The 19,104-nt window shown below is 64.8% G+C and carries 16 protein-coding genes; 9 read left to right on the plus strand and 7 right to left on the minus strand.

Annotated features, from left to right (window positions below; genetic code table 11):
• The first annotated feature begins 107 nt into the window (after nucleotides 1-107).
• On the plus strand, nucleotides 108-965 hold the full coding sequence (locus ABFK29_RS21555; RefSeq protein ID WP_005859445.1) for an SDR family oxidoreductase: 858 nt from the start codon (nucleotides 108-110) through the stop codon (nucleotides 963-965).
• A 65-nt stretch (nucleotides 966-1,030) separates the two neighbouring features.
• Here ABFK29_RS21555 and ABFK29_RS21560 read toward each other — a convergent pair whose 3' ends face one another.
• Nucleotides 1,031-1,927 (minus strand): LysR family transcriptional regulator, encoded by an 897-nt coding sequence (locus ABFK29_RS21560; RefSeq protein ID WP_005859443.1) that lies wholly within the window; start codon nucleotides 1,925-1,927, stop codon nucleotides 1,031-1,033.
• Between the two features lie 154 nt (nucleotides 1,928-2,081).
• Here ABFK29_RS21560 and ygiD point away from each other — a divergent pair, with 154 nt between their 5' ends.
• Complete coding sequence (gene ygiD / locus ABFK29_RS21565; protein ID WP_005859442.1) at nucleotides 2,082-2,912, plus strand: 4,5-DOPA dioxygenase extradiol; 831 nt, start codon at nucleotides 2,082-2,084, stop codon at nucleotides 2,910-2,912.
• Nucleotides 2,913-2,978: 66 nt separating this feature from the next.
• Here ygiD and ABFK29_RS21570 read toward each other — a convergent pair whose 3' ends face one another.
• Nucleotides 2,979-3,785, minus strand: coding sequence for a helix-turn-helix transcriptional regulator (locus ABFK29_RS21570; RefSeq protein ID WP_157136495.1), 807 nt, complete (start codon nucleotides 3,783-3,785; stop codon nucleotides 2,979-2,981).
• Nucleotides 3,786-3,931: 146 nt separating this feature from the next.
• On the opposite strand from ABFK29_RS21570, the gene ABFK29_RS21575 reads away from it, so the two are divergent.
• Nucleotides 3,932-4,456, plus strand: coding sequence for a VOC family protein (locus ABFK29_RS21575; RefSeq protein ID WP_005859438.1), 525 nt, complete (start codon nucleotides 3,932-3,934; stop codon nucleotides 4,454-4,456).
• A gap of 88 nt (nucleotides 4,457-4,544) precedes the next feature.
• On the plus strand, nucleotides 4,545-5,987 hold the full coding sequence (locus tag ABFK29_RS21580; protein WP_005859436.1) for an NAD-dependent succinate-semialdehyde dehydrogenase: 1,443 nt from the start codon (nucleotides 4,545-4,547) through the stop codon (nucleotides 5,985-5,987).
• 6 nt (nucleotides 5,988-5,993) lie between these two features.
• On the opposite strand, the gene ABFK29_RS21585 is transcribed toward ABFK29_RS21580, so the two are convergent.
• A complete protein-coding gene (locus ABFK29_RS21585) occupies nucleotides 5,994-6,452 on the minus strand; it encodes a MarR family winged helix-turn-helix transcriptional regulator (protein ID WP_005859433.1) in 459 nt (152 codons plus the stop codon).
• A 103-nt stretch (nucleotides 6,453-6,555) separates the two neighbouring features.
• On the opposite strand from ABFK29_RS21585, the gene ABFK29_RS21590 reads away from it, so the two are divergent.
• Together ABFK29_RS21590 and ABFK29_RS21595 are read left to right on the plus strand one after the other, a co-directional pair.
• Entirely contained in the window at nucleotides 6,556-8,673 is a 2,118-nt protein-coding gene (locus ABFK29_RS21590; protein ID WP_005859431.1) for an acetate--CoA ligase family protein, read from the plus strand.
• On the plus strand, nucleotides 8,670-9,770 hold the full coding sequence (locus ABFK29_RS21595) for an NAD(P)-dependent alcohol dehydrogenase (RefSeq protein ID WP_005859429.1): 1,101 nt from the start codon (nucleotides 8,670-8,672) through the stop codon (nucleotides 9,768-9,770). Before ABFK29_RS21590 ends, ABFK29_RS21595 begins: the two co-directional genes overlap by 4 nt.
• 15 nt (nucleotides 9,771-9,785) lie before the next feature.
• Here ABFK29_RS21595 and ABFK29_RS21600 read toward each other — a convergent pair whose 3' ends face one another.
• Nucleotides 9,786-10,523: an enoyl-CoA hydratase/isomerase family protein gene (locus ABFK29_RS21600; RefSeq protein WP_005859426.1), complete on the minus strand. Its 738-nt coding sequence runs from the start codon at nucleotides 10,521-10,523 to the stop codon at nucleotides 9,786-9,788.
• Nucleotides 10,520-12,898 (minus strand): xanthine dehydrogenase family protein molybdopterin-binding subunit, encoded by a 2,379-nt coding sequence (locus ABFK29_RS21605; protein ID WP_005859425.1) that lies wholly within the window; start codon nucleotides 12,896-12,898, stop codon nucleotides 10,520-10,522. The genes ABFK29_RS21600 and ABFK29_RS21605 overlap by 4 nt, the downstream gene beginning before the upstream one ends.
• Nucleotides 12,899-13,066: 168 nt before the next feature.
• Between ABFK29_RS21605 and ABFK29_RS21610 the strand changes: the two genes are divergently transcribed.
• Nucleotides 13,067-13,732 carry a dienelactone hydrolase family protein gene (locus ABFK29_RS21610; RefSeq protein ID WP_040604649.1) on the plus strand — a complete coding sequence of 222 codons (666 nt, stop codon included), beginning with the start codon at nucleotides 13,067-13,069 and terminating at the stop codon, nucleotides 13,730-13,732.
• An 11-nt stretch (nucleotides 13,733-13,743) separates the two neighbouring features.
• Here ABFK29_RS21610 and ABFK29_RS21615 read toward each other — a convergent pair whose 3' ends face one another.
• Nucleotides 13,744-14,571 carry an IclR family transcriptional regulator gene (locus ABFK29_RS21615; RefSeq protein WP_005859421.1) on the minus strand — a complete coding sequence of 276 codons (828 nt, stop codon included), beginning with the start codon at nucleotides 14,569-14,571 and terminating at the stop codon, nucleotides 13,744-13,746.
• An 80-nt stretch (nucleotides 14,572-14,651) separates the two neighbouring features.
• A complete protein-coding gene (locus ABFK29_RS21620) occupies nucleotides 14,652-16,148 on the minus strand; it encodes an aldehyde dehydrogenase family protein (RefSeq protein WP_157136494.1) in 1,497 nt (498 codons plus the stop codon).
• A 147-nt stretch (nucleotides 16,149-16,295) separates the two neighbouring features.
• On the opposite strand from ABFK29_RS21620, the gene ABFK29_RS21625 reads away from it, so the two are divergent.
• Both ABFK29_RS21625 and ABFK29_RS21630 read left to right on the plus strand, forming a co-directional pair.
• Nucleotides 16,296-17,192: an NAD(P)-dependent oxidoreductase gene (locus ABFK29_RS21625; protein ID WP_005859417.1), complete on the plus strand. Its 897-nt coding sequence runs from the start codon at nucleotides 16,296-16,298 to the stop codon at nucleotides 17,190-17,192.
• Nucleotides 17,189-18,820 (plus strand): GMC family oxidoreductase, encoded by a 1,632-nt coding sequence (locus ABFK29_RS21630; protein ID WP_005859415.1) that lies wholly within the window; start codon nucleotides 17,189-17,191, stop codon nucleotides 18,818-18,820. The genes ABFK29_RS21625 and ABFK29_RS21630 overlap by 4 nt, the downstream gene beginning before the upstream one ends.
• Nucleotides 18,821-19,104: the final 284 nt, after the last annotated feature.

A 19,104-nucleotide genomic window follows, 5' to 3' on the forward strand; every position in this document is an offset into this window, starting at 1 on the left:
GGGGTTCCCTTTCTGTTACCTTGTCCCGAAAAACTGCCTCCTTTCGGGACGCGGAGTAAGTCTCTAACTGAGACCTGTATCCGATTCCATACCCGAAAGGAAAGATCATGACGAAGTACCTGGTGACCGGAGCGTCGGGGCAGTTGGGGCAGAAGGTGGTGGATCACCTTGCCACGCTGGTGCCTGCCGGCGACATCATCGCATTGGTGCGCTCGGACGCGGCGCGTGAGGCATTCGCGGCGAAGGGCATCGCCACGCGGCAGGCCGACTACGAAGACCCGGAGTCGCTGCGCGCGGCCTTCGACGGGGTGGACCGGCTGCTGCTGATCTCGTCTTCCGAGGTCGGCAAGCGCACGGCGCAGCACCGCAACGTGATCGACGCGGCGAAAGCGGCGGGCGTGGGCTTCATTGCCTATACATCGATCCTGAACGCCGAGACCGGCGGCATGGCGCTGGCCGAGGAACATCTGCAGACCGAGGCGCTGCTGCGCGACAGCGGCATTCCCCACGCGCTGCTGCGCAACGGCTGGTATTCGGAGAACATCGCCGGGACCGCGCCGCAGGCCGTGGACATGGGCCAGCACTTCGGGGCCGCGGGCGCGGGGCGTTTTTCCACCGCCTCGCGGCAGGACTATGCGGAGGCCGCGGCGGTCGTGCTGGCGGGCGAGGGCCACGCCGGAGCGGTCTACGAACTGGGCGGCGACAGCGACTTTTCCCTGACCGAATACGCGGCGCTGCTGAGCGAGGTGTCCGGCAAGGACGTGGCCTATGTCGACATGGATGAAGCGGGCTACAAGGCGGCGCTGGTGGGCGCGGGCCTGCCGGAGGGCTTCGCCGGTATTCTGGCCGACAGCGACGCGAAGGCGGGGCAGGGGGCGCTGGCTACGCAGTCCCGTGACCTGAGCCGCCTGATCGGCCGCCCGACAACGCCCATGCGCGACACGCTGAAGGCCGTGCTGGGCTGAACGTCCGACTTGCCCCGGACGTCGGAGGGCGGCCCCCTGGGGTCGCCCTTTTCCATGTGGTGCGGTCAGAGCAGGGCGGCGGAGCGGCTGTCTTCCACTGCGAAGTCGATCAGGGCGCGGATCTTTCGGGGCAGGCTGCGCCCTTCGAGGTAGACGGCGCTGACCGGGATCGTCGTGCTTTCGTAGTCCTTCAGCACCGGGACGAGGCGACCGGTGGCCAGCGCGTCCGTGACCGCGAAACGCGGCGTGTAGCAGATGCCCAGTCCGGATGCGGCCAGTTCCGCCGCCGCGCGGGCAGAGTTCACCTGGAACCGGCCCTGTACGTCCACCGCCTGTTCCGTGCCGTTCTTCAGGAACACCCAGCGGCGCGGGGCGCGGCGATTGGTGTCGAGGATGCAGGCGTGGTGGCGCAGGTCGTCAGGCGTGGCGGGGGCACCGTGACCGTCGAGGTAGGCCGGGCCGGCCGCCGCGACCGAGCGCATCTCTCCCAGCTTGCGGGATTTCAGCGACCGCATGTCCGACTGGCCGACTCGGAAGGCGAGGTCGATCCCGTCGCTGGCCAGATCGACAAAGCCGTCGTGCAGCCGCAGGTCGAAGGTCAGGTCCGGGTTGCGGGCGGCGAAGCGGGCGAGCATCCCGGCCACGTAGACTTCGCCAAAGGTGACAGGCGCGGAGATCCGGACGACGCCGGTGAACCCGCGCGAGGTGTCGGAGACCTCGGCCAGAAGCGCGTCGAGGTCGTCCAGCAGCGCCGGGGCGCGGGCGAGGAGGTCTTCGCCCGCAGGGGTCAGGCCGACCTTGCGCGTGGTGCGTTGCAGCAGACGCACGCCAAGACGGTTCTCAAGCTCCGCCACGTATTTCGAGGTCAGCCTGTTGGAGACGCCAAGCTGATCGGCGGCGGCGGTGAAGGAGCCGGTCTTGGCCGTGGCCACGAAGGTCTTGAGTTGGTCGACGATGTCCATGGCCGCTCATTCAGAACAAATGGAAGATAGTCATTCAATGATGACGCCATTTCATGGATGAAGTGCAAGCACTAGGTTGAGGGCAATGCAAAATCTCTGCGGCGGACTTTGGCGCGCCACGGCGCAGCGTTGCAGAGGCCATAGGAGATAGACGATGACCGCGACCAGAACGCTCGACGACCTGAAACGGGGGCTGGGGCCTTCTGACCGGATGCCGGTGGTCTTTCTCGGCCACGGCAGCCCGATGAACGCCCTTGAGGACACGGCCTACAGCCGGGCGTGGACCGAGCTGGGCCGCACGTTGCCCCGCCCCAAGGCGATCCTCGTGGTATCGGCCCATTGGATGACCCGTGGCACCACCCTGGTGGACGTGTCGGCCATGCCCAGGACGATCCACGATTTCTACGGCTTCCCGCAGGCGCTCTACGCGCAGAGCTACAGCGCGCCCGGCGCACCGGAGATGGCGCGCGAGGTGGTGTCCCTGCTGGCCAGCCACCGTGCCGAAGAGGACGACACATGGGGGCTGGACCACGGCGCGTGGACCGTGCTGAAATTCCTTTACCCCGGCGCGGATGTGCCGGTGTTCCAGGTCTCCATCGACATGGGCCGCGGTCTTGAGCATCAGCTCGACATCGGGCGCACCCTGTCCGAGCTGCGTGACCGTGGCGTGCTGATCCTCGGGTCGGGCAACGTGGTGCACAACCTCGGTGCCATCGAGTGGGGGAAGGGGGCGCGGCCGCACGATTTCGCGCTGGAATTCGACAGGCTGTTTGCCGACCGGCTGGAAGACCGCGATTTTGCCGCGCTGAGCGACGTGAAGGGGCTTGGGCCTCTGCTGCCCATGGCGCATCCTTCGGTCGATCACTACATGCCCGCACTGACCATCGCCGGGGCCTCGGACGCCCGCGACGACCTGACCTTCATGACCGACGCCATCGACCTCGCCTCGATCTCCATGCGGTCCTTTGTCTTCCACGCGCGGTGAGGCGACGGGGACAGGTCAGGCGCCGAAGGGGGCAGCCGGCACTTTCCACCCGCGCAGGAAAGTCCGTCACCTGTATCCCAGCGGCGATGCCGTCGGTGTGTTGAAGTAGTCGCGTAGCGCGGCACTGCTGCCTAGACCGAGCTTTCCGTAACTTCGGCGCCTGTAGGTTGCGACGCTGGTGATGGCGATGCCCAGAAGCTCCGCGATTTCTGCCTGCTTGTGGCCCAGCACGGTGTAGGCGCAGACCTCGGCCTCGCGGGATGTCAGGCTGCCGTTGCTTGCCTCCCTGAGGTGTCGGGCGATCGCGTGCGCATCGGGCATTGTTCCCGAGGCGCCTGCCGATGTGTTGCAAAGTGCGTCATGTCGGAGCGCTGCCGCCGAAAGAACCGGACCGTTTGCATCGAGAGCGGCGGACGCTTGCATCGGAAACGGCCCGTTTTCCCGCAGCCGATAGAGGTTCAGCATCAGCAACGGCCCGGCAAGGCCTTGTTTGAAGTAGAGATGCGTGAGCCTTTCGCAAACGGCTCCATCCGCGAAACACTGGCGAAGGTAGTCCCGATCCAGGATGCTGGTGGCGTTGAGCCTGACGACGGCGCTGTCCTGCAGGCGGCGCAGCCGATAGCGTGTCAGCGTGGGGTCGGATCGGGCGAAGCGCTCCGCATAGGCTCTGGAGGCTTGCTCCGCGAATTTTCCGTCTGCCGCGACGCTCAGCACGCAGCGCAGTCGCGCGCCTTCGGGGACGAAGACAGAGCACATGTCCGCCCTGAACAGATCGGCGCAGGCCGCAAGCAGCGAGGGCCCGAAACCCGGGCGCCCGATCTCGTCTATCAGGCGGGCGAGGGTCGTTGCGGGCAGGGCTGGGCGTGGGGTCATCGGCACCGTCCGGGTCATTCGTCACCTGTCATACCACACGTATGACAAATCGGCATCCAGATTGCACTATATCAAAACGAATTAGACAAAGTGAAATGCGGCTGCTGGCGAATGAGCCGTGTCGTGATTCCGGAGGAGACCCACACATGACGTCCATTCCGAAGATCAAAGGGATGTATCACTATTCTTTTCCTTGCCGCGACGGTGAGGAGACCCGGCAGTTCTACGAAGACCTGCTTGGCCTTCCCCTTGTGACCTGCATGCAGGCCGACAAGGTGCCGAGCACCGGAGAAGAGAAACCCTATGCGCATTTCTTCTTCGAGATGGGTGACGGCTCCTACATGGCCTTTTTCGACCTCGGCGAAAACGAGATGCCGAAGCCGTCGCCGAACACGCCGGCCTGGGTCATGCACTTCGCGATGGAGATGGACTCGATCGAAGACGTTCTGGCCATGCGCAAGCGGCTGCACGATGCGGGCGTGGAGGTGACGGATATCGTCGACCACGAGTTCATCCATTCGATCTACTTCTTCGACCCGAACGGGCTGCGGCTGGAAGTGACCACACGGGTCGAGCCGCCCTCCTACATGGAGGCCGAGAAGACCCGCGCCCATGCCGGGCTGGACGCATGGACCAAAAAGAAAAAGGCCCTGTTGGCGGCAAAAGGCTGACAGGTCGGCGCCAGGACCCGGTCGCCGCTGTGCGGCCGGGTAACATTGGCGCGTGGGCAATGAACGACGTGGGAGGACACAGATAGACATGAGTGGCGCAGAATACGGGCAACCGCAGCTTTTTATCGGCGGCGAATGGATTGGATCGAAGGACCGCAGCGGGGAAGACGTGCTCAACCCCGCGAACGGGGAGGCGCTCGCCGAGCTGCCCCATGCGACGACGCAGGATGTGGACCGGGCCGCAATGGCGGCGAGCGAGGCGTTCGACGGCTGGCGCCGAACACCCGCTTTGGCGCGCGCAAGGATCATCCGGAAGGCCGCCGATCTGCTGCGGGAACGGACCGAACGCATTGCCCTCAGTTTGACCCTTGAGCAAGGGAAGCCGTTGGCCCAGTCCCGTATCGAGGTCATGGCCGCCGCGGAAATCCTCGACTGGTGCGCGGACGAGGGCCGCCGGACCTACGGGCGCATCGTGCCGGCCTCGGTGCCGGGACATCAGTGGTCGGTGCTGCGCCAGCCGGTCGGCCCCGTGGCCGCCTTCACGCCGTGGAACTTTCCGCTGATCATCCCGGCCCGGAAGATCGGTTCGGCGCTCGCGGTCGGGTGCACGATGGTGATGAAACCGGCTGAAGAAACCCCGGTCTCCGTGAACGAGATCGCGCGCGCCTTCGAGGATGCCGGGCTTCCCTCCGGTGTGCTGAACATCGTTCACGGCATTCCCGGCGAGGTGTCCGAGCAGCTGATCAACCATCCCGTCATCCGCAAGATCACCTTCACCGGTTCCACCGCCGTTGGCGCGCAGCTGGCGGCCATGGCCGCGAAGGCGGGCGTCAAGCGCTGCACCATGGAACTGGGTGGCCATGCGCCGGTGCTGGTCTGTGAAGACGCCGACGTCGATCTTGCGGTCAAGACGATGATGCAGGCCAAGTTCCGCAACGCCGGACAGATCTGCATCGCGCCGACCCGGTTCTTTGTGCATGACCGTGTCCACGACAGCTTTGCCGACAGCTTCACCAAGGCCACCCAGGCGCTGGTCACGGCGGACGGCATGGACCCGAAGAGCGAGATGGGGCCGCTGGCGCATGACCGCCGGGTGCCTGCTGTCGAAACTCTGGTGCATGAGGCCGTCGATCAGGGCGCAAAGCTTGCGACCGGCGGAGAGCGGATCGGCAACGCGGGGTACTTCTTTCAGCCGACCGTGCTGACCGATGTGCCCGACGCCGCGCGGATCATGAACGAAGAACCCTTTGGCCCGGTTGCCACAATCACCCGTGTCGCTTCGTTGGACGATGCAATCACGCAGGCAAATCGCTTGCCGTTCGGGCTTGCCTCTTACGCCTTCACCGGATCGACCCACACCGCCGCCCGCCTCAGCGATGAGGTCGAGGCCGGGATGCTCGGTATCAACAACACCTTCATCTCCATGCCCGAAACGCCCTTCGGCGGTGTGAAGCAGAGCGGTTATGGCAGCGAAGGCGGGATCGAAGGCATGGACCCCTACCTTGTGACCAAGACCGTCAGTGTGAGCTGAGGGGGGTCAGGACTCGTGGCGGGATTGCCAGACTTCCAACACAAGACGCCGGAGCGTGGTCAGATCCTCGTCGCCGAGCATCGAGAAGGCGTCGGTCTCGATACGGTCCACCAGTGGGGCGCATTCTTCCAGAAGAGTGCGCCCGGCATCGCCGAGCACGACGAGACGCACGCGCATGTTGGCCGGATCGGGCACGCGTGCCAGCAGGTCGCGCCGTTCGAGGGAGATGATCGTCTCGTTCATGGTTTGCGGCGTCACGTAGAACCGCCGCGCGATCTCTGCCGAAGACATCGGGTCGTTTTCGTCGACCATGCTCAGCACCGAGTATTGAATGCCGGTAAGCTTGAACGGTCGCAGCGCTTGCTCCAGCTCCGACCGGACCGAATTCGCGGTGATGTAAAGCAGATAGAGCGTGCGCGGTCGCAGGACGTTGCGGTCGGTCGGGCGGGGGTCGGATTTGGCCATACGTGCGGTTCCTAAGCTCCAGAATTAAACCCACAATGCATCAGGGATACTGACAATGACAGCAGCAATCCACCTTGCCACCATGTGGCGCGGCGCCTGACCGATGGCTGACACCTCGGCTGCTCTGGCCCGCCTTCTTCGGCCGCAATCCGTGGCCATTGTCGGCGCCTCACCCAAGCCGCTTTCGCTTGGCGGGAACATTCTGGCAAACTTCAAGGCTTTTGCCTACGACGGCGCGCTGCACCTTGTCAGCCGCTCCCAGACAGAGATCGACGGCATCGCCTGCGTGCCGTCTATCGACGATCTGCCGGAGGGGATCGACCTTGTCGCGCTGATCGTGCCGTCGGAGGCCATCGCTGACTCCCTGCGCGCCTGCGCGCGCCGCAAGGTGCGCGGGGCCATCGTCTTCTCGGCTGGGTTCGCCGAGACGGGGGAGGCAGGCCGGGCGATGCAGGAGGAGATCGTCGGGATCGCAGAGGCGGCGAACATGGCGCTTCTCGGGCCGAACTGCCTTGGCTTTGCGAACTTCCTGCTCGGCGTTCCGGCCACCTTCGAGCCGCTGCCGGTATCGGAGCGGCCCACCAAGGGTGCGGCCATCGTCACCCAGAGCGGTGCGATGGCCGGGAACCTGCGCATCGGCCTTTTGGCGCGCCATGTGCCTGTGGCCATGTCGGTCTCTACCGGCAACGAGGCCGTGACCTCTTCGGAGGAAATTCTGGATGTGCTGGTGGACGATCCCGCCGTGACGCAGCTCGTTGTCTGTGTCGAGCAGATCAAGAAACCTCGCCTTTTCCTCGACGCCGCCCGCCGCGCCATGGCGTTGGGCAAGCCGCTGCTGCTCATGCATCCGGGCAAGAGCGCCCGTTCGATGGAAGCGGCGCTGACCCATACCGGCGCGGTCGCCGGGGATCATGCGGTGATGGAATGCTTCGCGCGCGAGCACGGGGTCATTCTGGCGGAAGGTTTCGACGAGATGTTCGACCTTGCCGCAATCGTCGCCCGCTATCCTCAGGCGCAGGTCTCGGGCGTTGGGATCATGTCGAACTCTGGCGCCGTGCGCGGCTTCACGCTGGACTTTTGCCATGCGCTGGGGCTCGATCTGCCGCGCCTCGCCCCGGAGACGATCCAGGCCCTCGCAGCGGTGCTTCCCGACTTTGCGACGCTGGACAACCCGCTCGACATCACGGCGCAGGGGATGAAACAGCCGAGCCTGTTTGGCGATACGACCGCGGCGCTTCTGGACGATCCGTCGATAGATGCGGTTGTGGTTGCGGTTGTCGGCGGCTCGCCCGCGCAGATCATGAACAAATGGAACACGCTGCGCCCGGTCATGTCGAAGTCCGAGAAGCCGGTCGTCTACATCGTGGTCGGCGACGAACACCCGATGCCCGACGAGTTCCTCGAAGACATCGCGGCCAGTGGTGTGCCGTTCATGCGCTCGCCGGAACGGGCACTGAGAGCGTTTCGCCGTCTGGCAGATCGCAGGAGTACAACGCCCGCACCGCTTGCAGTCCATCCGATTGGCGAGGCCGACGTGGTCGCGCTTTCCGAATGTACCGGCAAGGCGCTTCTGGCCGCCAATGGTCTCGATGTGCCCGCCGGACGGGTGGTGAACAGCGCACAAGCCGCCGCCGAAGCAGCTGAGACACTGGGGTATCCTGTGGTGGCCAAGGCGCAGAGCGGTGCTCTTCCCCACAAGAGCGATGCGGGCGGCGTCGCTTTGAACCTTGGCTCGCCGCAGTCGGTCTCGCAGGCCTATGGCCGGATCATCGCAAGCGTCTACGGGTACGCGCCGGAGGTTGCGCTGGAAGGCGTGTTGATCGAGCGGCAGTCCGGACCGGCGGGGGCCGAACTGATCGTCGCCGCGCGGCGCGATCCGCTTTGGGGCGGTGTTCTGGTGGTCGGCATGGGCGGTATCTGGGCAGAGGTCATGGGCGATATGCGAATGATGCCAGCCGGTGTCGATGTGGCCCGGATCGAAGAGGAGATCCGCGCTTTGAAAGGCGCCGCATTGCTGACCGGCGCACGCGGCATGCCAGCGCTGGACATAGCCGCCGCCGCGGGTGTGGTCTCGCGGTTGGGGCACATCCTGGCGGAAGACGACCGGATTGCCGGGATCGAAATCAACCCGCTGGCGCTGTACCCTGAGGGCGTCGGTATCCTCGATGTATTGATGACCGTCCGGGCCGCTCCCGCCGAGAAATTGGAGACGACAGCATGAAAATCAAGGCAGCGGTTCTGGCCGAGAGCGGGAAGATCACCCTGCAGCAGGTCGAGATGAGCGACCCATTGCCCCACGAAGTGCGCGTGCGCATCATGGCGACCGGTGTGTGCCACACCGATCTGAAATGCGCGGCCTCGACGCGGCTGGTCCAGAACCGGCCCGTTGTGCTGGGCCATGAGGGCGCCGGTGTGGTCGATGCCGTCGGGTCGGCGGTGACACAGGTCGTGCCCGGCGATCACGTGGTGATGACCTTTGCGTCCTGCGGCACCTGCCCCTGTTGCCGCGATGCGGAACCGGCCTATTGCGACCGGCAGATGCCGATCAACTTCGGCTGCGCCCGCCCGGACGGCGGCGTGCCGTACCTGCAAGGCGAGGAGGGTCCGATTCACGGTGACTTCTTTGGCCAGTCGTCCTTTGCCACTTACGCCATCGGCACCGAGCGGAACGTGATCCCCGTGCGCAAGGACGTGCCGCTGGAGCTTCTTGGCCCACTGGGCTGCGGGATCCAGACCGGTGCGGGCGCGGCGCTGAACGATCTGAGCGTCGGTCCGGAGACGAGCTTTGCGGTCTTCGGCACGGGCAGCGTCGGTCTGAGCGCCATCATGGCCGCGCATCACGCCGGGGCCTGGCCGATCATCGCCGTTGACCGCGTGGCGGCGCGGCTGGAGCTGGCCCGGGAGCTGGGTGCGAGCCATGTGATCGACACCTCCGAAGGGGAGGCGCGCGCGCAGATCATGTCGATCCTGCCGCGCGGGGTCGACCGCGTGCTCGACACCACCGGGGTCGCCCCGCTGATGCGCGAAGCGATGGCCATTCTGGCGCACCGCGGCACCTTCGGCTTCGTGTCCGGAACGGCTGACGGGTCGGACCTCGGCGTGCCGATGCTCAGGATGCTGCAAGGTCGCAAGGTCGTCGGGATCGTCGAGGGCAACAGCAACCCGCACCTGTTCATCCCGTTTCTGACCGACCTGTTCGCCCGAGGCCGTTTCCCTTTCGACCGGCTGATCGAGTTCTTCGATTTCGGTGACATCGACGCCGCCTTTGCGGCGATTCACGACGGCTCGGTCCTGAAGCCGGTTCTCAGGATCGGCTGAGGCGGAGCGCCCCGATCACTTCGGCAGGTAGCGTTCGGACATCGCCGCCGCGTTGGCCGTGGCGGCGTAGTCGCAGAGCGGGCCGAAGCCGAGTTCCGGGGCGCTGTTGAGGAAGCGCTTGATCGTGGAGAGGGAGGTGCGGGAGTTATCGGCAAACCCCGCCCGCCAGACGGCGATTTCGCTCTCCCAATCCGAGGCGGCCACAACCTGAGAGGCCAGGCCGATCCGCACCGCCTCCGCAGCGCCGATTTCGGCGCGCGACAGCACCAGCCTTGCGAGGCTGGCCCGGGACAGCCGCTCGCTCAGGGCGGTCATCACCAGCAGCGGCGGGATATCGCGGTTCATTTCCGGGATTTGAAAGATGGCGTCCTCGCGGGCAAGGATGACATCGGCCAGCCCGGCCACCGCGCAGCCGACGCCAAGCGCCTTGCCCTGCACGGTGGAAATGACTGGCAGATCGAGGTTGCGCAACGTGGCGTAGAATTGCAGCACCGGGTGGGACACCTTTGCGCGGATGTCGGCGGCCGTGATGCGGCTGTCGGCCGGGGGCATGGGCGATTGCCGCCCGACACAGAAGTCGTCACCGTTGCTCGTCAGCAAGACGAACTTGGCCTCCGCCGGCACGTCCTGACAGGCGCGGGCGAGGTCCTGCGTCATCGCAAGCGAAAGGGTGCCGCCCGCCTCGGGGTTGTCGATGGTGATGACCCATGCGTTGTCTTCGGCCAGTTCGGTCAGAATGCTCGGTTGGGTCATTGAGTCTTTTCCTTAAGGGATTGTCGTGCGTCTTGTATCGCCTGCCATATGCGGCCGGGGGAGGCGGGCATTTCCAGTTCTGTCACGCTTTCCGGCGCAAGGGCGTCGAGCACGGCATTCATCGTCACCGCCAGCGCCGGGGTGATGCCGCTTTCGCCTCCGCCTTTGATACGCAGGGGGTTGGACGAGGTGGGGTCTTCCACCAGATCGACGCCGAAGAACGGAACATCTGACGCCCGCATCATCGCGTAGTCCATGAAGGCGCCGCTGAGCACTTGGCCGGTGGTCGGATCGCTGCGCATCGCTTCCGACAGCGCCTGACCGAGTCCCTGGACAATCCCGCCATGGGTTTGTCCGTCGAGGATCAACGGATTGATCGGCTGACCGACATCGTCGACGGTCGTGTAGCGGGTGATCTCAAGTTCACCGGTTTCCGGGTCGATCTCGACCTCGCAAACCGCGGCGCCGGTCGGATGGGCGGGCATGCGCCCGGTGAAGGTGGCCGTCGCCGCAAGCGGTTTGCGAAGAGCGTCGGGCAGCGAGGGGTCATCACACATCGCGGCGACTTCGAAGACCGACAGGCGCTGGTTGCCCTGGCCCGGATCGAAGAGCCCATCGGTGAAGGCGACGCGCTCTGCCGGCAGACCGAACAGATGTGCGAGCACTTCCCGGGCCTGTGCGATCACGCTGTCGGAGGCTTCGCGCATCAGCGTCCCGGCCAGACGCATGGAACGGTCCGAATGCGAGCCGCCGCCCGAGATGACCCGTGCGGTATCGCCCGCGATCAGCCGGATGTCCTCGGGCGTGACGCCAAGACAGTCGGCCATGACCTGGGCAAAGCTGGTTTGGTGCCCTTGCCCGGTCGATTGGGTGCCGGTGATCACTTCGACCGTACCCTCGGGGTTCACCGTGAGGTCGATACGTTCGTGGGGCATGCCCACCGGTGATTCGACATAATTGGCGATGCCGATACCGGCCAGTTTCCCGCGCGCCCGGGCGGCTGCGCGCCGGTCCTCGAAACCAGACCAGTCGGCCCCGGTGAGCGCGCGCTCCATGTTGCCGGAGAAGTCGCCGCTGTCGTAATCCAGCCCCATCGGAGAGTGATACGGCATCTGTTCTGGGCGGACGATGTTCCGGCGGCGAATTTCGTCGCGGTCCAGAGCGAGCGCACGCGCCGCGCGGTCCAGCAGGCTTTCGATGGCCAGATGGGCCTCTGGCCGACCGGCGCCGCGATAGGGGGCTGTCGGCGTGGTATTGGTCATCACGCCCTCGATCGCCACGTGGGCATGAGGCACATGGTACACCGTCGTGAGAACGCGAAAGGCGTTGCCCATCGAGATGAAACCCACCGTGCGTCCACCGACATTGCCGGTGATCGTCGCATCGTAGGCCAGAATCCGGCCCTCTGCATCGAGCGCCATGCGCGCCGCCACCGCCATGTCGCGGCCCTGATAGTCCGACAGGAATGCCTCCGAGCGCGTTGAAGTCCAACGCACGGGGCGCCCGAGAAGACGCGCGGCGATGGCCAGCATGGGCTGCTCGGGCGACAGGTTTGTGCGCGGCCCGAAGCCGCCGCCGGTATCCGGGCATGTCACCCTGACGTCCGCTGGCGGAACGCCCAGACAGGCCGCGAGCGTGTCGCGCTGGCGGTTTGCGCCCTGACTGCCGGCGATCATGTGGAACTTTGCGCTTTCCCGATCGTAAGTGACGATGGCCGAGCGAGGCTCCATCTGGGCATTGACGATGCGCTGGTTGGGAAAGCGGCCCTCGACGACATGGGCGGCGTTTTCAAAGGCGGTCTCGACCGCCTCGCGATTTCCGAAGGCGGCGGCAACGGCGAGGTTGCCCGGAATGGCTGGATCGACAACGGGCGCGTCTGCGGCAAGGGCCTCTGCCGCGTCAATCACAAACGGCAGTTCTTCCAGATCGAGGTCCACCAGTTCACAGGCGTCCAGCGCGATGCTCTGGCTGTTTGCCACGACCATCACAAGCGGTTCGCCCAGATACTGCGCCTGATCGACCGGCATCGGCAGATGCGGCACGTCGATTACGCTGTGGCCATAGCCCGAGAACGCGCGTTTGGTGTGATCCCTCGCATCGGCCGGCTCGGGAATGTGATGCATCGGCTGGCCGCCCTGGGCCAGATAGTCCTGTCCGGTCAGGACGGCGAGCACACCCGGCAGGGCCTTGGCCTCCGTGGTGTCGATTGCGTTGATCCTCGCTGCGGCGAATGGGGAGCGAACGAATGCGGCCCAGACCTCTCCTTCGAGAGAGAAGTCATCGGTGTATCGCCCGGCGCCGCGAAGCAGCCGGCGATCCTCGAAGCGCGGTAGAGGGCGGCCTATGTAGGGCGCTGACGAGTTGGGGTTTTTCATGCGGTGATCGGGCGTTTCTGCGCAAAGGAGACGAGGACGGGGGCCATCGCGGCTGACCCTTCTGTGGCTCGGCTCTTGCTTTCAGGAATTATATAATACATCATGCATTTGTATATTAACAAAGACAAATGCGGGTCAAGTCCGCTTGCACAGAACGCCGAGGAAAACATGAGCTGGATCCAACTCACCGCAGAAGATGGCCATCGGTTCGACGCCTACGAGCACAAGGTCGAGGGCGCCGTAGGGGGTGTCGTGGTCTTGCAGGAGATGTTCGGCGTCAACGAACACATCCGCAGCGTCGTCGATCGCTTTGCCGCCGCCGGATACAGCGCCATAGCCCCCGCTCTGTTCGACAGGCAGCAGAGAGACTACCAGACCGGCTACAGCCCTGAAGAGATCGCCGCGTCCCTACCGCTCCTGAAGGCCATCGACTGGTCGGCCTCGGTGAAGGATGTCGCCGCGGCGCAGGCCCACCTGAAATCCCAGGGCGGGAAAACCTCGGTCGTCGGGTTCTGCTTTGGCGGTTCGCTGGCCTATCTGGCCGCGACGCGTCTGGAGGGTGTGGCCTCGGCCGTAGGCTACTACGGCGGGTACATTGCCAAGGTTTCGGACGAAGTGCCGAACTGCCCCACGATGCTGCACTACGGTGCAACCGACCAGACGATCCCGCTCTCGGATGTCGAAGCGGTCGCGGAGGCCCGCCCGGAGGTGGACGTCTTCATCTACGACGCGGGGCATGGCTTCAACTGTGACGCCCGCGCCAGCTTCGATTCGGAGTCCGCAGCGCTTGCATGGGACAGGACGATGGCCTTGCTGGCAACGACGATCGGCTGAGGGGCTGCCGGTCAGCCTTGAAAGCGTGAACTTGAGGGCGCTGCGCCGAGACTCGTCGACAGGCTGCGGCTGGTTTGCAGAACCTGCTCGACCACATTCTTGAGCCCTGCCTTTCGCAGGCTGTTCTGCGCACCCAGAACGGTGACCGCTGCGACGATGCCATAGCTGTAGTCATAGACCGGCGCGGCGATGGCCGAGAAGTTCCAGTTCACCTTGTTCGTCGACATCGCATAGCCATTTGCCCTGATCGTGTCGCGTTCCGCAGCGACCTCGGCACGCAAGGCCTCGACGTTGCGGGTTTCTCCCGGTTGCGCGGCCAGTTCCTGAAGCTCGCTCTCGCACAGCGCCTTTGTGCTGCCTTCGTTCAGGAACGCATGGAAGATCTGCCCTGTGGCCGAACTGAGCAAGGGCAAGACATAGCCGAGCCGCACCGCCAGCGAACCTTGATAGATCCCGTCGACCTTCGACACGATCCCCGGCCCCCGGTCGCCCCAAAGCGACAGGTAGGCGGCATAGCCGGTACTGTCACTCAGTTTGACAAGATGCTCGCGTGCAAGGCCCACGACATCGAGTTGTCGGATCGCGGAAAGGCCAAGTTGGATGGCGAAGGTGCCCAGCCCGTAATGTCCGGTTTCAGAATCCTGAAAGGCGACACCTTCCTGGATGAAGCTGACCAGATAGAGATGCGCCTTGCTGGGCGGCATACCCGCGGCGGCGGCAATGTCGCGCAAGGGCATGGGGCCGTTGGCATCTTCCAGCACGCGGATAACGCGAAACCCAACTTCGATGGATTGAATGCGCCGTTGCGCCTCACCCGTGCCTGCTTTTCGTGCAACCATTTTTTGCCTTCTTCATGCCGGAGTTCACGGTAGAGCATCGCGCCAAATCGGTCGAGCGCCCGTTCGCTACATTTTCGCGCTCAGTAATTCACCGCGACAGATTTGACTTCGGTATAGGCCTCGATGCCTTCCCGTCCACTTTCCCGGCCCCAGCCCGAAGCCTTGAACCCGCCGAAAGGCAATGCGGGATCGAGCCCGCCACCGTTGACCCGGACGGTCCCGGCCTTCAGCTTGCGGGCCAGCCCGTGGGCGACTCCGATATCGCGGGTCCAGATGACGGCGCCAAGGCCGAAGTCGGATTGGTTGGCCTCGGCGCTGATGCGGTCGATTTCCTCGGGGTCGAATTTCATCGCGCAGAGCACCGGCCCGAAGATCTCTTCGCGCACCACATCCATCTTGTGGGTGGTGTCGGTCAATATCGTCGGCTCGACGAAATAGCCGGACCCCGATGGCCGCCCGCCACCGCTGAGCAGGGTCGCCCCCTGCTGCTGGCCCGTTTCGATGTATCCGGTAATCCGGTCAAGTTGTTGGCTGGAGATGACCGGACCCATTTGCGTTTGCGGGTCGGTGCCGCGCCCCAGGCGGATGTTCCTTGCGATGTCCGCGACGCCTTCGATCACCTGGTCGAACACATCCGGGTGGGTATAGAGCCGAGAGCCCGCGTTGCAGATCTGCCCGGTATTGGAAAAGATCGCACGGGCGGCCCCGGCAATGGCCTTCTCCATATCCGCATCGGGAAAGATGATGACCGGCGTCTTGCCACCCAGCTCCAGCGTGACTCTTTTGAAGTTCGAGGTGCTGGCATGAACGATCTCGCGCCCGGTCGCCGTGGACCCTGTAAAGGTAATCTTGTCGATCCCCGGATGCGCCGCCATCGCCGCACCGGCGGTCTTGCCGTAGCCTGTCAGGATATTGACAACGCCGGGGGGGAATCCGGCCTCCTGCACAAGCTGGCCGAGTCTTAGCGCCGTCAGGGGCGTCTGTTCGGCGGGTTTCAGGATCATCGTGCATCCCGCCGCAAGCGCCGGTGCAAGCTTGGAGGCTGCGATCATGAAGGGCGCATTCCACGGCACGATCTGGCCCACGACCCCGACCGGCTCGCGAAGGGTGTACGCATGCCATGTCCCCGGATTGGACAGGGCTATGGACTCGCCGTTCAGTTTGGTCGCCCAGCCCGCGTAATACCGAAACAGTTCGATTGCATGGGGCAGGTCAAAATGGCGGGCGTCCCCCACCGGCTTGCCGTTGTCGAGCGATTCCAGCAGCGCGATCTCATCGGCATTCGCTTCGATCAGGTCGGCGAGCCGCCAGATCAGCCGGGCGCGTTCGTTTGGGGGCATCGACGGCCAAGGGCCGGACTCGAACGCCCGTCGCGCTGCCTGGACCGCGCGGTCGACGTCTTCCGCACCCGCTGACGCCACGCTGGCAAGGGTTGTGCCATCGGCGGGGTCCAGAGTGTCGAGCGTCTCTCCCGACGCTGCCGCAACCCAGTCATCCCCGATCAGGAGGCGGTGTTGCCCGTCGAGGAACTTCGCAACCGAGGCTGGGCGGGGTAGGAGTGGCGCGGCAATATCCATGTGTTTGGGCATCCTGGTTGGTTTGCATGCGGCGGGCATCTAAGGATTGCCCATTCAATAATTTCCACATAAGCATAATTACAATGATAATATCAAATCCACAAGATGGACTGTGACGCACGACCGGCCTGGCGCGGGAGAGGAAGAATGCAAGACAAACTGATCGGTTTTATCGGGCTCGGCAACATGGGCACGGCAATGGCGCGCCATCTGGTGCGCGGCGGATTCGAGGTTCTGGCCTACGACATCGACGCCGAGAAGCGTGCGGCCTTCGCCGAAGAAACCGGCATGCGCAATCCGGCCACGGTTGCCGAGCTGGCCGAGGCGACGGTTCTGCTGACGATGCTCCCCAACGGCGCAATCGTGCGCAAGGTTCTAGATGAGGGAGGTGAGGCCGGATTGCTCGGTCAGATGCAGCCGGGCACGCTGATGATCGACACTACCTCCTCGCCGCCCGAGGCGACGCGCGAACTTGCCGCCGTGCTGAACGCGCGCGGTTGCCATCTGGTGGACGCCCCGGTTTCCGGCGCGCGTGCGGGCGCAGAGGCTGCGGATCTCGTTTTCATGATCGGCTGCGACGATGACGCAGTCCTGGAGCGCACCAGGGCCGTGCTCTCTTGTCTCGGCAACCGTCTCTTTCATCTCGGCCCCGTCGGAGCGGGCCACGCGATGAAGGCGCTCAACAACTATGTCTCGGCAGCGGGCTACGTCGCGGCGGCGGAGGCGATGATCATCGGCACGGAAGTTGGGTTGGACCCCGCACAGATTGTCGATGTGCTGAACGTTTCGACCGGGCGCAACTTTTCTACCGAAGTCTCCATGCCGCGTATCCTCAGGGGAGATTTCGAGCGCCGTTTTACGCTGGAACTCTATACCAAGGACGTGCGGATCGCTGCCAACCTCGGGGACAGAGCCGGTGTGACCGCGCCGCTGACCCATCTGGTCCATGACCGTTTCGCCGCCGCACGCGACGCCGTCGGACCGGATCTGGACCATACAGAAGCCTATGAATACTGGTCGCGAAAGCCGGAGGCCGACGCTTGAGCCAAGGTGAGGCACATCATGACTGCGATGTCCTTGTCGTTGGGGCGGGCAGCGCTGGCTGCGCCGTCGCCGGGCGTCTGAGCGAAGATCCGTCCTGCAAGGTCATTCTGGTCGAGGCCGGGACGTCCGATCGGGTGGGCCTGTCCCGCGTTCCCGCCGCTGTCGTGCGGACCATCGGCAACCCGCGCCACGACTGGCGTCTCCAGACAGAGCCGGACCCGACCCGTGACAACCGTGCGGATGTGCTGCCGCGCGGGCGGATGCTTGGCGGGTCGTCGGCGATCAACGGGATGATCCATATTCGCGGAAGCGCGGCTGACTATGACGCCTGGGCGGCGCTTGGCAATCCGGGCTGGAGCTGGACAGATGTCCAGCCATTGTTCCGGCGGCTCGAAGCGCGGGCGGGGCAGGGGAACCAGTCGGCCGGAGAACTCGGCCCGCAGCCGGTATCCGGTCTGGGCTACAGATATCCGTTCACTGAGCCGTTCCTGCAAGCCTGCGCCGCTGAGGGCATCGAAACCGTCGAAGGCTTCGTGTCGGGGGCCAGGGCCGGGATGGCGCTGGCGGATGCCTCGATCCGGCGCGGTCTGCGTGTTTCGTCCTATGACGCCTACATCCGGCCCAACCTCAAGCGGGGCAACCTGCAGGTGATCGACGGGGCGCATGCGACCGCCCTAAGGTTCGACGGCAGACGGGTCACGGGCCTCGACATGATGCGTCACGGGCAGCCGGAACGGATTTCGGCGCGCCAGGGCGTCGTGCTCTGCCTCGGCAGCATTGCGACGCCGCAGTTGCTCATGCTGTCCGGTATCGGTCCGGCGCATGTGCTGAAAGAGCTGGGCATTGAGGTGCGGGCCGACCGCAAGGAGGTGGGGGCGAACCTGCGCGACCATGCAGGCTTTCGTCTGCGCCTGGAGATCGAAGGTTTTACTGCCAACCAGCAGGCCCGTGGTGCCAGGGCGGCGTATCACCTGTTGCAATGGGCGCTTGGCGGAGGCGCAGGCCCGGTCGGGACGGTCTCGGCTCAGGCGGTCGGTTTTGCCAGATCGCAGCCGGGGCTGGCGCAGCCAGATCTGCAACTGACCCTGTTTCCCTATGCAAACGACGTCGGCCCGACCGGGCGTGCCGTCCTGCCGAACAGGGCGCTCATGTCGATAGGGGTCAACATCAACCATCCCGAAAGCCGCGGGCAGATCGGCCTGCACTCTGCCGACCCGCTCACTCCGCCCAAGATCGATTTTCGGCTCATGGACGACCCGGCGGATGTCCAGAGTCTTTTGAATGGCCTCGATTTGGCGCGCAGGATATCGGCGCAGCCGCCCTTTGCGGATCTTGTCTTGGATCGTGGCGCCTGTCCGCCCGATGGTTCGGACCGCGAGGCCGATCTCGCGTGGCTGAGGGAGACCACCCGCAGTTTCATGCACCCGGTGGGCACCTGCCGCATGGGGTCGGACCCCGATGCGATTGTCAGCCCCGATCTGGAACTGGCGGGGTGCGACCGGCTCTGGGTGGCGGACGCGTCGATCTTCCCGCGCCACACCATGGGCAATATCAACGCGACGGTTCAGATGATCGGCGAGAAGGCGGCGGACCTGGTTCGATCTCGGCTGTCCGCTTCGGCAGGCTAGGGGCCTTTGGGGGCGGGTCCTGCGGCTGTCGGACTTGTTTCCGGCCGGACGAGCGCGAACGAACCATCTACGCCAGCCTGCCGGGCGCGACGGGTTAGACATTGATGTGCGGCCTTTCAATAAGTGGGAGACAGGGACACACCGCAAAAGTTTGTTAAAAACGAATTGTATTAGATTTTGGCAAATTTTTGTTGAGTCCGGCCTCCATGCCGGTGCATGATAATTTCCGAACAGGGTCGGCTTGTGCGGAACGCGATGCGCACAGGACCGACAAAAGGGAGGGA

The organism is Sagittula stellata E-37 (genome assembly GCF_039724765.1).
Lineage (GTDB): Bacteria > Pseudomonadota > Alphaproteobacteria > Rhodobacterales > Rhodobacteraceae > Sagittula > Sagittula stellata.